The organism is Pseudomonas sp. 13159349 (assembly GCF_013305685.1).
GTDB classification, from domain to species: domain Bacteria; phylum Pseudomonadota; class Gammaproteobacteria; order Pseudomonadales; family Pseudomonadaceae; genus Aquipseudomonas; species Aquipseudomonas asiatica.
Map to the genome: position 1 here is coordinate 2,562,753 of NZ_CP045553.1, position 13,110 is coordinate 2,575,862.

Below are 13,110 nucleotides of genomic sequence, written 5' to 3' on the forward strand. Positions count from 1 at the left end.
GCTGACATGCACGGGGGCGGGTTACCCCACGTGAATACTTTGAGGCCCGCGCTTCGATTCTTCTGGCAAGGCCGTGACCTTGATCGCGCGTACCGGTACGGCGAATTTTGCACCTACCTTCGAGAAGCGCTCGAGCAGGTGGAAATTGATCGCTTGCTGGATGTCCATGTACAGGTTGTAGCCCGGGTCCTTGACGATATACACGCACTCGAATTCCAGCGCCTCCTTGCCGAAGCCGCGCAGGTGGGCACGGTCGAAGCGCACCTGCTGTTGTGCCTTGATCGCTTCCTCGACGATGGCGGGTGCCTTTTTCACGGCCTCGGTTGGCGTGTCGTACGACAGGCCGAACTCGAACACGATCCGTCGTTCCTGCAGGCGCTTGTAGTTCTGGATGGTGCTGCTGATCATGCTGGCATTGGCCATGACGATCTGCTCGCCGCCCAGGCTGCGGATGCGTGTGGTCTTCAGCCCCACGTGCTCCACCGTGCCGGCCAGCGGGCCGATGACGATGAAATCGCCCACCTCGAACGGCTTGTCGACGGCGATGGACAACGAGGCGAACAGGTCGCCGAGGATGTTCTGCACGGCCAGTGCAACAGCGATACCGCCTACCCCCAGGCTGGCGACGAAGGCGGTGATGTTCACGCCCAGGTTGGACAGCATCGCCAGCAGCACCACTGACCACAACAGTACCCGCGCACCCCATGCCGACAGCGTGGCCAGCGCGCTGCCCTGGTTCAAGCCGTCGGTGCGATGCCGGGCGAAGTAGCGACTCAGGCCCAGGCCGATGGCGCGGTTGGCCCACAGCCCGATCTGCAATGCCGCGACCACGAACCACAGGCTACCGACCCGGGTCAGCCAGCGCTCGGGCAGGTCGAGCATGCTCAGGCCCACCAGCAGCGAGGCGAGGAACAGCAGAAAATTGCTGGTCCCGGCGAGCACCTTGGCCAGCACCTGGCATAGCGCGCCGTCATGCTCGGACCAGCGCCTGACCCGATGCAGCATGAAACTGATGGCCGCCCGCGCCACGACGAATGTCAGCAGCGCTACCGTCAGTGCCAGCAATAAATTAAGAACGGAAACTCCGAACAGTGTGGTATCGGTGAACAAGGCGATGATGCGATCACTCATGAGACACTTGCCTCCTTCCATAGGATTGGGTGACTGGTGGAGCGGCATTGCCGGCGAAGCAGGCAATGCCGCTCGCCAGGTGAGCCTCAGCCGTCGGACTGCTCCTCTGGCGGCACCTGGCCTTCGGGCCAGTCGGGTGCTTCCTTCTCCTGTTCCTGTTCCTGTTCCTGTTCCTGTTCCTGTTCCTGTTCCTGTTCCTGTTCAGGCACAGGCTCGCCCGGGTTGTGGGGTACTTCGTCCACGTACGGGTCGGGTTGGTTGGGGTCGATCATGGTCTGGCTCCTCGCCGTTGGGCTTTCAGGCATGTGTCCGGGCGTTCAGCCCGACTCCACGGCAGTGTTTTTCTTCCAGCCCCGCAGGTTCATGGCGCACAGGCAACCCGGCAGGATGATCAGCGCCCAGGCTTGCGCCTGCCACCCCCAGGCGGCCCACAGCACGTTGCTGGCAATGAAGCAGCAGAAACCCAGCTTGCGCCGGCCTGGGCGCCGTGAGCCGATGCACCACGCAGCAAGTACCGTCAGGGCCATGGCAGGCCATTCAAGAAAGTCGATCCAGGCTTCCATCACGCAGCACGCTGTTCGCCCTTGAGCAGTTTTTTCTGCGCTTCCATGGCCTGGCCGAGCTCATCCAGTTGCTGCTTGCCCAGCAACTTGCGGGCGGTCGGAAACAGCTCGCTTTCTTCTTCCTCGATATGGTGTTCCAGCAGTTCCTTCATCACTTTGACCCGCCCGGCGAACTCGACGGTGCCGGTTTCGGTTTGCAGCAGGTCCGGCAGCACCAGGGAGTCCACGGTGCGGTGTTCCTCCTTGGCTTCGTAGTACATCTTCGCTTCTTCCTTGCCGCCGGCCTGCTTGATGGCCGGGTACAGGATTTCTTCTTCCAGGGCGGTATGGATGCTTACCTCCTGCTTGATGCGTTCGAGCAACTCGGCGCGCTTTTTCACCGCGCGCTCAGTGGTGGAGGAGAGTTCCTCCAGCAGCTTCTTCACCAGCTCATGGTCCTGGATCAGCAAATCGATAGCGTTCATGCGACACCTCTTCGGGGCTGAAAAATTCACGATTGCCTTCGATGGAGTAGGGGCCGCGCGCCAAGGTTCAAAGCGGATGATCAGCGTACTGCTGTCGCGAAAGGCGGCTCTCACCGGAATCCGTGCAGGTTGCGCCGGCCAGGCAGGGTCACTCCTGCGGAATGAAAATGCACTGCGCTGCCTGGGCCGGCGCTGACAACACCTTCGAGAGTGCCGACATGTTCGCTGCGCAGGGTCAGGTATGAGCGGACCGTTGCCGAACAGCCCGGCCAGGCCCAGCAGCACCACCAGCACCAGCGCGTACCATCCGACCCGTTCGAATCGCCAGACCCGCTGCTGCATGCGCATGTCATCCTCGACGGGGTAATGCCTTGAAGCCAGCTCGTCTTCGTCCATGCTCGCAGCCTCTCACGCAGCCCCTTACGTTGCCCCTCAGGCGCGCTCACCGCGCAGCCAGCGTTGGTGGTAATGGGCCAGGTGCGACAACCCGTACAGCGCGCCCTGGCGGATTACATCCGCGCGCTCGCCAAAAAAGCGCTGGCTGCGTGTGAATACCGCCAAAGGCTCGCCGGCAAAGGCCCAGGCAAAGCACACAGTGCCCGGGGCGATGCCATCCTGCGGCTGTGGCCCGGCGACTCCCGTGCTGGCGATGGCGACGGTGGCGTCGCTGTCTTTCAATGCGCCGAGGGCCATCTCCCAGGCTACCGCCTCGCTGGTCAGGCCGTAGCGTTCGATAGTCTGTGGGCTGACGCCGAGCAGGCGTTTCTTGGCGCTTGGCGAGTACACCACGTAGCCGCTTTCCAGAACCTCGCCGGTCCCCGGCACTGCTGCCAACAGCGCAACCATGGCACCGGCCGTGCAGGATTCTGCGGTGGTCAGTACCAGCTTGTGGGCTTTGAGGTAATCAAGGGCCTCGAGTACGGGGTCGGTCGTCATGGCCGGTCACTCGTGCGTTGTTTTCTTGTGGACGTGTTTCCTGTGGGATTGGTTCATTGCTTGGGTGCCACCCATCAATGCTGGGGAAAGCTTCCTGAACTTTGTTCCGTTTGCCGGCTTCCTCTGGGTAGGAGGGCGGCGGTGCGGACCTCGCGCTGCTGCCGGAACAACAGAGGAGAAGCGATCATGACCGAGCCTGTGACGTATTTCTGGATCGCTGTTGCGGCGATCATCGTGTTGCTCGATCTGTGGGCCATCGTCAGTGTCTTCCGCAGTGACAAGAGCGACATGACGAAGGCGATGTGGGCACTGTTGCTGTTGGTGCTGCCCGTTGTCGGCCTGGCTATCTGGGGCGTTTTCGGGCCGCGTGGGATCAAACGCGGTACCGGGCCGTCGTCGCCTGAACACAGCAAGGGGTAGGAGGGGACATGAAGAAAGGATCGGAGGCACCTCGCAGCGGAACCCAAGGTGAAGAGGAACGGGACAATGATGCGCAGCGTCCTGATGGTTCGACTGGCACGTCCCATGATTCCACTGCGCAGAAAACAGCTCGTGAGGAAACGCAACGCAAGCGTTGATCGGGTCGGCTGGAAGAACTGAATTCGCAAGCGGTCCGCGTAACCTGTGGGAGCGGCTTTAGGCGCGAAGAATCCGACGCGGTGCATGGCACCGGCTGCGCCGGTGTTCGCGGCTAAAGCCACTCCCACAGGTCCCTGCTAATGGTCAGGTCCCAATGTACCGGCAGCAGCGCCCGGCACGAGGATGACCTTGCGGCAGTCGTCCTGTTTCTGGTCGAACAGCCTGTAACCCAAAGCCGCTTCTTCCAGGGCCAGGCGATGGGTGACGATGAGTTCCGGCTCCAGGCGCCCGGCCTCGATATGTTCGAGCAGTTCAGGAAGGAACTTCTGCACGTGGGTCTGGCCCATCTTGAACGTCAGGCCCTTGTCGAAGGCATCACCAAACATGAAGGCGTGGATAAAGCCCGCATAGACCCCAGGCACGCTGACCACGCCGCCCCGGCGCACCGCGGCGATACTCTGGCGTAGCGCCTTGCCGCTGCTGCCCTCTATCTTCAGAGTGGTCAGTACCGTTTCGGTGGTACTGCCCTTGGCCTCGAAACCGACCGCATCGATGACGGCGTCCACGCCGCGCATGCCGGGGGTCAGGCGGATGATGCTGTCGGCCGGGTCGTCATCCTGCTCGAAGTTGATCGGCACCACGCCGTAGGCATCGCGGGCAAACGCCAGGCGGTAGTCATTGTCGTCGACCATGAAGATCGTCTGGGCGCCCAGCATGCGCGCGCAGGCTGCGCTCAGCAGGCCGACCGGCCCGGCGCCGTAGATGGCCACTGTCGAGCCTGGGCCGACCTGCGCATTGGTGACGGCCTGCCAGGCTGTGGGCAGGATATCCGAGAGGAACAGCACCTTGTCGTCCGGAAGGTCGGTAGGCACCTTGAACGGGCCGACGTTGGCCTTGGGCACCCGCACGAAATCCGCCTGGCCACCGGGTATGCCGCCATACAGATGGCTATAGCCGAATAGCGCCGCTCCTGGCGGGATGCCTTTCTTGTTGATGATTGCACCCCGGCCGGTGTTGGTCGTTTCGCAAGCGGCAAACTGATCGAGTTGGCAGAAGAAACAGTTGCCGCAGGCGATCACGAAGGGAATCACCACGCGGTCACCGACCTGCAGGTTGGTCACCCCGCGGCCGGTTTCCTCGACGATCCCCATGAACTCGTGGCCGAAGATATCTCCCGGCTCGGTCTGTGGAATCTTGCCATGGTAGAGGTGCAGGTCGGAGCCGCAGATGGCGGCAGCGGTGACCCGGAGGATTATATCGTCCTCGTCCTGGATGAGTGGGTCGGGGACATTGTCGACCCTGACGTCCTGGGTTCCGTGGTAAGTCAATGCTCTCATTGTTTCATCTCCTGCAGAGGCGGGGCCGGATGGTCTATGCAGGGGAAGCCAAGGAGGGAGGTAAAGTTCAGGTGGAATCATCCATCGGTAATTTTCAGTGCTACTGGCCCCACCAACATCATGAAGAACTGTCGTTGGGGGGACATGGCATCAGGTGAAACCGGCGACCGGAGGAAACTTTAGTTGCCCTGCCAGGCTCAACCGTGCTCAAGCCGAGCGTAAAACCATGAACAAGAATCCAGCATTGCAAACAAGCTTTGCCCCTTCGGCCACGCCACGCCAAGCTGCGGGCTTGCTGAAATCGGCCACGTTGCTGATGCTTGCCTCGGGGGTTGCGCCGGTTGATCGTGCGGATTGGTGGCTCGAAAACGTTTTGCCGCTGGCACTCCTGCTCACCTTGGCTGCGACCAGCCATTATTGGCGCTTTTCTCGGCATGCTTACCTGGCAATCGTGGTGATGCTGGCGATTCACGAACTAGGAGCGCATTTTACCTATGCCAAAGTCCCCTATGACGCTTGGCTGCGTGCGCTTACCGACCACTCTCTGAATGCCTGGATGGGCTGGCAGCGCAACCAGTTCGATCGTCTGGTGCATCTGAGTTACGGCCTTTTGTTCGTCCTGCCGATCAGGGAGCTGCTCCAGCGCCAGGCCCTGTTGCGAGGCGGCTGGTTGGCGTTGTGTACTGTTTCCTTCGTCCTCGCCACATCGGCGCTGTACGAGCTGCTGGAGTGGATAGGTGGCCAATACCTGGGTGATGACCAGGCACAAGCCTTTGTCGCGACCCAGCAAGACCCTTGGGATGCACAAAAGGACATGGCCCTGGCTTTGCTCGGTGCACTTGTCACCTTGTTCATCCAGTGGCTTGGGTCACGCAAGCTTTGGGGCACAAAGGTAGTGTGTCTGGAGGACAGGCACGGCTGAAGGGGCAGGACTTATCGCTGTGTAGGAGCGGCCTTGTGTCGCGAAAGGGCTGCGAAGCAGCCCCAGGGTTTCTGCGTAGACGCATAAGTTGCTGGGGCTGCTTCCGCAGCCCTTTCGCGACACAAGGCCGCTCCAGGTAGCATCCAGCGCGATCAGAACTTCAAAAGGTCTCTCCATCACTGGAAAGGCCTCTCGCAATCAGCCTGTGACTATCGAAAATCCCTTAAGTTTCCATCGGGAAAACAATAACTTGGAGAATTTTTCCAAGTCGTGTCACTCATCGGATTTCCATTGTAAGCCCCTGTCCAGAGCCTCAGGATCGCCTCCGTATCCCTCTGAGGCTTTCACAAATGAAGTACTCCTCGATTCTGTTGTTGTCACTTGGCCTGCTGAGCGGCGTTGCGTCGGCAGGCGGCAATACCGAAGCAGGTATAGGTGGCGCATTGGGTGGAGTATTGGGCTCGGTAGTCGGCCAGTCGATCGGCGGCAGCACCGGCTCGGCAATCGGCGCCGGCCTGGGTGGTGCGGCCGGTGGTGCGGTGGGTGCCGACAAGCACAGCCGTGGCGAGGCGGCCATTGGCGGCGCACTGGGTGCAGCTGGCGGCAACGTGGTGGGTCGCAAGATGGGCGGCACCATTGGCAGCATGATCGGCGCAGCAGCCGGTGGCGGTGTGGGTGGTGCCTTGGGCAACCACATGGGCCGGGAATACGATGACGAGAGCGGGCATCGCTACCGTGATTATGACGACGATGACGACGACCGGGGCTGGCGCCGTCACCGCCACGACCGTGGCCATCATTATGGCTGGCGCAACAAACATCGCTACGACGATTGATCCCCGCGTTACAGGCCCATCGCCGGGGGCTGGACGCAGCTGTCTCTCGGCTAGGTATCATGCGTGCTCTGCTGTAGCCACTCCCTCGGGCTTGCACCCACCTTGCGGCGAAAGGTGCGGGCCAACGCAGACGGGCTTTCGTAGCCGACCTCATCGGCAATCAGGGCGATGGGGCGGCCTTCGCGCAGCCGTTTCTGGGCAAGGCTGATTCGCCAGTTCGCCAGGTAATCGGCAGGGGTGATGCCCACGGTCTCGCGAAAGTGCGCAGCAAAGCTCGCGCGCGACATGCCTGAGCGGTCAGCCAACTCTGCCACGGTCCAATTGTGCTGTGGCTCGTTATGGATACCCACGAGCGCACGGGACAGCTGTGCATTGGCCAGCCCGGCCATCATCCCCGAAGCAATGCTGCGGCTGGCGATCAGATGGCGAAGTAGCTGAATCACCATCAACTCGAACAGCCGATTGAGAATGACATCCCGTCCACACTCGTCGCCGAAGGCTTCTTCGAACAGCCATTCGAGGGTGCCATCGAGGCCCTGCAATTCGCGCAACGGCTTGATGATGAAGTCCGGCAAGGCCTGGGTCAGCGGATTGTTGGCGCCACCATCGAACTGCAAGGTGGCGCACACCAACTCCGCTTCGTCTGCTTCGATCGCCAGCAACTGATGCTCCTGCGGACGTACCGCAAGTATCAGGCTTGGCTCCGCCAGCTCCATGAGCTGACCACGTTTGTCACTGAAGGTCAGGCGACCCGAACGAAGCAGGTGCGCGTGGCCGGAACTTTGCTGCCCATGAAAGCGGGTCGTTCCACAAAAACCACCGTGGTGGAAGGTAGACGCATGCAGGTTGAAGTGCTTGAGCAGTGTCGATAGTCGGTCCATGGGGCGCTCAGGTTTGGACGATCGGTTGCATAGATTCGACGATCTGAAGCCGAAAGGATAGTCGTCTTCCCTAGTATTGACTCCAGGCTTGATCGACAAGCTGGTTAATCACCCTACTGGAGAAACTACCATGACTCGTATCGCTGCTCTCTCGCTGGACCAGGCCCCTGCTGGCTCGCGCACTGCCCTTGAAGGCATTCAGAAAGGCCTTGGTTTCATACCCAACGCCTTCAAGACCCTGGCTCACTCCCCAGCCGCTCTCAATGGATACCTGGGCCTCGCCCAGGCTCTGGGCAAGAGCTCACTGAGCGCCGCGGAGCGTGAAGTGGTTGCGCTTGCCACCTCGGAAATCAATGGTTGCGACTATTGCCTGGCCGCACACAGCTTTTTTGGTGCCAAAGCCGGCTTGAGCGATGAGGCCATTAGCCAGGCGCGTAGTGGCACGCTCAGCGCGGTCGCCGCGCTGGCGCATCAGATCACCGAAAGCCGCGGCCAATTGAATGACGATCAGGTCGCCGCAGCACGCGAGGCTGGTCTCAGCGATGGCAAGATCGTGGAGGTGGTGGCACAGGTCACGCTGTTGACCCTGACCAACTACCTGAACAACATCGCCACCACCGATATCGACTTCCCGCCGTTGGCACACTAGGAGGGCAACCGACATGAACCAGGTGACAATCTATACCACCCAACACTGCCCTTACTGCGTGAGCGCCAAGCGACTGCTGGCGCACAAGGGGGTCAGTGCCGTGGAAATCGATATCGAGGCTTCGCCGAACCATCTGGCCGAGATGCTGCTGCGATCCAGGCGCAGGACCGTGCCGCAGGTCTTTGTGGGGAGTGTCCATGTGGGAGGTTTTGATGATCTGAAACGCCTCGATCAAAAGGGCGAGCTCGAAGCACTGCTCAGTGCCTGAAGGGCTGATTCAGCGATATTTGCCTTTGGCCGTTAGCCGCCCTTGGCAAGGGCAGCTAACGGTTCAAAGCGGTCACTTGCGATCCCTGTTTCACCGACGCTTCGTTGCACTCGTCGATGATCAGCACTGAGCCGCAGCAACCTGCTTGCGTTCACCCATGGGAGAGACGCCGAAGAAACGGCTGTAGCATTTGGAGAAATGCGCCGGCGAAACGAAACCACAGGCAAGGGCGATATCCCGTACTTGCGATTCGCTGTGCAGTAACAGTTGTCGGGCGCGCGACAGGCGTAATTCAAGGTAGTACTGGCTAGGGGTACTTTGCAGGTGCTTGTGGAACAGGCGCTCCAACTGCCGAACTGAGATGTCGTTCAACTGCGCCAGTTCCTCCAGGGTCACAGGGTCTTCGAGATTGGCCTCCATGATGCTGACTACCTGGCTGAGCTTGGGTTGGGACGTCCCTAGCCGCTGTCGCAGGGGCACGCGCTGGCGTTCCTGCGAACTGCGAACGCGGTCGCACAACAGCAATTCGGCCGCATGTTCGGCAATCTCTCGCCCGCCGGGTTCGCGTGCGATCAGTTGCAGGCACATGTCCATTGATGCCACCCCACCCGAGCTGGTGTACCGGTCACGGTCAAGTTCAAACAACTGGCTGGAAATGATGATCCCGGGAAAGCGCTCTTTCAGCGCTTCGATATCTTCCCAGTGGATGGTGCAACGGTAACCCGTGAGCAGATTGGCACGCGCCAACAAATGGCTACCCGTGCAAATGCCACCCAATGCCACTTGGTCATGGGCGAGCTTGCGCAGCCAGTTCAGGATGGCGCGGGTATTGTGGTCGGAGACGATGGGGTTTGGCCCTACCACAAACAGCATGTCCAGCTTGGGCGCATCCTTGATGGTGTATTCAGGCAGGATGCGCATGCCGTTGCTGGCGCTCACCGGCTCCATGTCGGCGGCGATGATCAGTGTCTGGAACATGGCCCTGCGCGCAGCAAGGTTAGCCATGCGCAAGGTCTCCACCGCAGAGGCGAACCCGATGGTGGTGAAATTGGGGATCACCAGAAACCCGACGATCTTGGGTGTGGGGGCATCGACAGGGTAACCCGTGGCCAGCGGGGAGGATCTCGGCGTAGCCATCAATACGACTCCTACAATGCAAGATGACGTGTTCAGCGCCTGTCTCCCGATACAGGCAATTTTTTGTGTAAAAGGGCTCCAAGCCTGCGGCGGCATACTACACGCAGCAATCAGGCTACAGGGTGCGCACTGGCCGATATTCGCCCCCTGTTTTCAGTTTGACGCAAAAAGGCGACACCCTGCGAACGCATAGCCTTCGCAGGGCGAAGCGGCTGAGCCAGCCTCAGGCCGATTTGGTTGCGACACGGGGCAGTGGGCGCTTCCTGGGCGAGAAGATCGAACTCATGCACACGATGGCAATTGCCAGCGCGCCGGTTGTCATTACTTCCATGCGGTGGCCGGGCATGATCAGCATCATTGCCAGAATCCCGATGATGGAGGCGACGACCAAGTAGCTCAGCCAGGGGAACAACCACATCTTGAAGGCCATGACCTCACCTCGACGAGCCATCTGCTTGCGCAGGATCAGTTGCGATACCGCGATGGCCAGGTAGACCAGCAGTGCCACGGCACCGGAACTCGCCAGCAGGAAGGAGAACACCTCGTCCGGCGCAAAGTAGTTCAACGCGGTGGTAAGGAAGCCTACAGCGGTGCTGGCCATGACCGCGACGAATGGCACACCGGCCGATGAGGTGCGCTGGAGAACGGCAGGGCCGTCGCCACGTCTGCTCAGCGAGTAGACCATGCGCGATGCGGTGTAGATTGCCGAGTTGAGGCAGCTGGCCACGGCAATCAGCACGACGACATCCACGATCATCTTGGCGTGAGGGATGTTCATCAGCTCAAGGGCCCTCTGATAGGAGCCGACCTGCACCAGCATGGGGTCGTTCCAGGGCACGATCGAGACGATCAGGAACACCGAGACGATGTAGAAGATGCCCATGCGCCACACGACCGAGTTGGTAGCGCGGGTGATCTGTCTGGAGGGGTCCTTGGATTCTGCGGCGGCGATGGTGACGATTTCGGTGCCCATGAAACTGAACACCGTGGTCAGCATGGCGCCAATCACCGCTGCCATGCCGTTGGGCATGAAACCGCCGAAGTCGTTGCTCAGCTTGGCCACGCCACTGACGCTGAGGTTTGGCACCACGCCGGTCAGGGCCAGCGCACCCAGGGCGATGAAGGCCAGTACGGCGATGACCTTGAGCATGGCGAACCAGAACTCGAACTCCCCGTAGCGCGCAACGCTGAACAAGTTGGTCAAGGTGAGCAGGGCAGTAACGGCCAGTGCGAATTCCCAGGTTTCGATCGCGGGGAACCAGGCATGCAGGATTGCCGCTGCGGCAATTGCCTCGATGGGAATGACCAGCACCCAGAACCACCAGTACAACCATCCAATGGTAAAACCGGCCGAACGACCCATTGCGCGTTCGGCATAGGTGGAAAACGAACCGGTATCAGGGGAAGCAACTGCCATTTCACCGAGCATGCGCATGACCAGCACAACCAGTGTGCCGGACATGATGTAGGCCAGGATGGCCGCTGGGCCGGCCGCTGCAATTGCATGCCCCGATCCGATGAAAAGGCCGGCACCGATAGCGCCGGCTATCGAGAGCATGGTGACGTGGCGCTGCTTGAGGCCGGGGGCCAGAGTTGAATGGCTGGACATTATCATTACCCTTGTTGTTATAGATGGCGGGTTAACAGCTAATGCGAATCGTGCTCTGGTAGATCAATGCGGTGTTGCGGCGCTTAACTGAATGCCTCGCGGACAGCGTTGCTGATGCCTTCGGTGCAGACACGCAGAATCAGTTCGCCTTTCTCGCGGCTGGCGCCTTTTGGCGATGACAAGGTTCCACACGCCGGCGTGCGCTCGGCAATGATCGGGAACACATCGTAGGGGGGGAAGGTGGCTGGCGGATGATCGATGGCACGGGCCAGGTCGACTTTCTCGGGGTGCAGGGCCAGCATCAACGAAGTCTCGAAGACGCCACCGTGTTCAATGTCCCAGCCGAGGAATCCGTCAGGGTAGAGTTCCTGGATGACCTCAGGCGCGTTGACGAAGTCCCAGTAGGACAGGACCACGACCTTGAAATCGGTGATGCCGGCATAACGGAGTTCGCGCAGCGCCAGGTCGATGCCTTCCACGATGAACATGGAGTTCTCGTAGTGCCCGTTCATCATCACCAGCTGACGCGCGCCGTGCCGGGCCAGCTCCCTGATGATGTCCTGGATGGTATGTGTCAGTGTTGCGCCATCCAGGCTGGTGGTGCCGGGAAAGTGGTTTCCGCCGCCCGATTTTTGCTGCGACTTGTAGCCGTAGGCCAATGCGGGGAGCACCAGGCCGTCGACATTGCGCGCTACGGCCTTGCACAGCGCGGTCGGTAGCAGTACATCCACTTCCATGCACATGTGGTGGCCGTGTTGCTCCAGGGCGCCTACAGGCAAGAATATCGTGCTGCCGGATGCAACACGCCGGGCGTACTCGGGCCAGGTGAGTTCGCCAATTACAACGCTATCGTTCATCGGGTGGTCTCTCTATGTTCTTGTAATTGCAAAAGCTCGTCCGGTTTGCAGCAGTAGCAGATGTCCCAATTTGATCAGATCGCCATCGGCTGGAATTGTCAGTTTCCGACCTGAAATTGACAAAAGCTGCCGTGGCTCTATCCCGTAGGTCACGGCATGCGTTGATTCACGAGTTCAGGGGCGGCGAAAACGTTCATGTCGGACGAACTGATTTGCTTGCCCATTCTGTCTGGCAATTAGGGGTCGAAATCTGACATATCTGGCCAAGCAACTACCGGGACAATATTACTGTTCGCAGTAGACGCTGCGTGGGTAAAGTTGGAGGTAGTACATGCAGCAATTGACCGAAGTGGGCCAGCCATTGGCAAGCACAGTGCGCATTGGTTTCCTGTTGAGTGAAGGGTTTGATTTCTATGCATTAGCCGCCGCATTGGAGCCGTTGCGCATCGCCAATGAAGTTGCCCGGTGCGAAGTATGCCAGTGGCAGATCATCAGCCTTGGCGGCCGGCCGTTGAAGGCCAGCAACGGCATTTCCACGGCCACCGTGGAACTGAGCCAGGCAAAACCGCTGGATATACTCATTGTCTGCCCGGGTGATGAAATGCGTTCACGCACAGGCACCCCGCACCTGCGCCACCGTGTATCGGGGCCGAAGGTGCGCTGTGCGGCAAAACAGATGACGTGGTGGTTGCCCACCGTTGACGATCACGCAGACCTGCCTGTCGGCCAGATCAAATGTGTGCATGCACCGGCCAGTGTTTCGGAACAAGTCAAGAAGACCCTGGCTTTGTTCCCGCCGTCTACATCCCACCTGCTTGGAGTCAGCGAACTGGCAACGCTGATCGGCGTTTCGCGGCAACTTCTCGAGCGCTTGTTCGCGCACCGACCCCACTGAATCCTCACTATCGGTTGATTGCGCTGGCGCCTCGGATTCTGCGTCG

The 13,110-nt window shown here is 60.2% G+C and carries 16 protein-coding genes; 6 read left to right on the plus strand and 10 right to left on the minus strand.

Going from position 1 to position 13,110, the window contains the following annotated elements; all coding sequences use genetic code 11:
* Positions 1 to 21: 21 nt before the first annotated feature.
* The 5 genes from GEV38_RS12030 to GEV38_RS12050 form a co-directional block, all read right to left on the minus strand.
* Positions 22 to 1,131, minus strand: a complete 1,110-nt coding sequence (locus tag GEV38_RS12030; RefSeq protein WP_015270061.1) for a mechanosensitive ion channel family protein — start codon at positions 1,129 to 1,131, stop codon at positions 22 to 24.
* Positions 1,132 to 1,217: 86 nt separating this feature from the next.
* Positions 1,218 to 1,403 (minus strand): hypothetical protein, encoded by a 186-nt coding sequence (locus GEV38_RS12035; RefSeq protein WP_054573831.1) that lies wholly within the window; start codon positions 1,401 to 1,403, stop codon positions 1,218 to 1,220.
* A gap of 45 nt (positions 1,404 to 1,448) precedes the next feature.
* Entirely contained in the window at positions 1,449 to 1,694 is a 246-nt protein-coding gene (locus tag GEV38_RS12040) for a hypothetical protein (RefSeq protein WP_054573830.1), read from the minus strand.
* Complete coding sequence (locus GEV38_RS12045; protein WP_004376291.1) at positions 1,694 to 2,158, minus strand: hemerythrin domain-containing protein; 465 nt, start codon at positions 2,156 to 2,158, stop codon at positions 1,694 to 1,696. The genes GEV38_RS12040 and GEV38_RS12045 overlap by 1 nt, the downstream gene beginning before the upstream one ends.
* Before the next feature lie 432 nt (positions 2,159 to 2,590).
* Positions 2,591 to 3,094, minus strand: a complete 504-nt coding sequence (locus GEV38_RS12050) for a CinA family protein (protein WP_013972207.1) — start codon at positions 3,092 to 3,094, stop codon at positions 2,591 to 2,593.
* Positions 3,095 to 3,280: 186 nt separating this feature from the next.
* On the opposite strand from GEV38_RS12050, the gene GEV38_RS12055 reads away from it, so the two are divergent.
* Positions 3,281 to 3,514 (plus strand): PLDc N-terminal domain-containing protein, encoded by a 234-nt coding sequence (locus GEV38_RS12055; protein WP_015270063.1) that lies wholly within the window; start codon positions 3,281 to 3,283, stop codon positions 3,512 to 3,514.
* A gap of 296 nt (positions 3,515 to 3,810) precedes the next feature.
* Here GEV38_RS12055 and GEV38_RS12060 read toward each other — a convergent pair whose 3' ends face one another.
* Positions 3,811 to 5,010: a zinc-dependent alcohol dehydrogenase gene (locus GEV38_RS12060; RefSeq protein ID WP_054573829.1), complete on the minus strand. Its 1,200-nt coding sequence runs from the start codon at positions 5,008 to 5,010 to the stop codon at positions 3,811 to 3,813.
* A 226-nt stretch (positions 5,011 to 5,236) separates the two neighbouring features.
* On the opposite strand from GEV38_RS12060, the gene GEV38_RS12065 reads away from it, so the two are divergent.
* Both GEV38_RS12065 and GEV38_RS12070 read left to right on the plus strand, forming a co-directional pair.
* Complete coding sequence (locus tag GEV38_RS12065; RefSeq protein ID WP_052329214.1) at positions 5,237 to 5,932, plus strand: DUF2238 domain-containing protein; 696 nt, start codon at positions 5,237 to 5,239, stop codon at positions 5,930 to 5,932.
* Between the two features lie 350 nt (positions 5,933 to 6,282).
* Positions 6,283 to 6,768 (plus strand): hypothetical protein, encoded by a 486-nt coding sequence (locus tag GEV38_RS12070; RefSeq protein ID WP_173895828.1) that lies wholly within the window; start codon positions 6,283 to 6,285, stop codon positions 6,766 to 6,768.
* A 50-nt stretch (positions 6,769 to 6,818) separates the two neighbouring features.
* On the opposite strand, the gene GEV38_RS12075 is transcribed toward GEV38_RS12070, so the two are convergent.
* Positions 6,819 to 7,649, minus strand: a complete 831-nt coding sequence (locus GEV38_RS12075) for an AraC family transcriptional regulator (RefSeq protein WP_015270067.1) — start codon at positions 7,647 to 7,649, stop codon at positions 6,819 to 6,821.
* A 130-nt stretch (positions 7,650 to 7,779) separates the two neighbouring features.
* On the opposite strand from GEV38_RS12075, the gene GEV38_RS12080 reads away from it, so the two are divergent.
* Together GEV38_RS12080 and grxC are read left to right on the plus strand one after the other, a co-directional pair.
* Positions 7,780 to 8,298 carry a carboxymuconolactone decarboxylase family protein gene (locus GEV38_RS12080; protein WP_013972212.1) on the plus strand — a complete coding sequence of 173 codons (519 nt, stop codon included), beginning with the start codon at positions 7,780 to 7,782 and terminating at the stop codon, positions 8,296 to 8,298.
* A gap of 13 nt (positions 8,299 to 8,311) precedes the next feature.
* Entirely contained in the window at positions 8,312 to 8,566 is a 255-nt protein-coding gene (gene grxC / locus GEV38_RS12085) for a glutaredoxin 3 (protein ID WP_015270068.1), read from the plus strand.
* 120 nt (positions 8,567 to 8,686) lie between these two features.
* On the opposite strand, the gene GEV38_RS12090 is transcribed toward grxC, so the two are convergent.
* The 3 genes from GEV38_RS12090 to GEV38_RS12100 form a co-directional block, all read right to left on the minus strand.
* The gene (locus GEV38_RS12090) at positions 8,687 to 9,703 is read right to left on the minus strand and encodes a GlxA family transcriptional regulator (RefSeq protein ID WP_015270069.1); all 1,017 of its coding nucleotides are present in this window, start codon (positions 9,701 to 9,703) and stop codon (positions 8,687 to 8,689) included.
* 223 nt (positions 9,704 to 9,926) lie between these two features.
* Complete coding sequence (gene gabP, locus GEV38_RS12095; RefSeq protein ID WP_013972215.1) at positions 9,927 to 11,312, minus strand: GABA permease; 1,386 nt, start codon at positions 11,310 to 11,312, stop codon at positions 9,927 to 9,929.
* A gap of 83 nt (positions 11,313 to 11,395) precedes the next feature.
* Positions 11,396 to 12,169: a creatininase gene (locus GEV38_RS12100; RefSeq protein WP_054573827.1), complete on the minus strand. Its 774-nt coding sequence runs from the start codon at positions 12,167 to 12,169 to the stop codon at positions 11,396 to 11,398.
* A gap of 331 nt (positions 12,170 to 12,500) precedes the next feature.
* Between GEV38_RS12100 and GEV38_RS12105 the strand changes: the two genes are divergently transcribed.
* The gene (locus GEV38_RS12105; RefSeq protein WP_015270071.1) at positions 12,501 to 13,064 is read left to right on the plus strand and encodes a hypothetical protein; all 564 of its coding nucleotides are present in this window, start codon (positions 12,501 to 12,503) and stop codon (positions 13,062 to 13,064) included.
* The last annotated feature ends 46 nt before the right edge of the window (positions 13,065 to 13,110 follow it).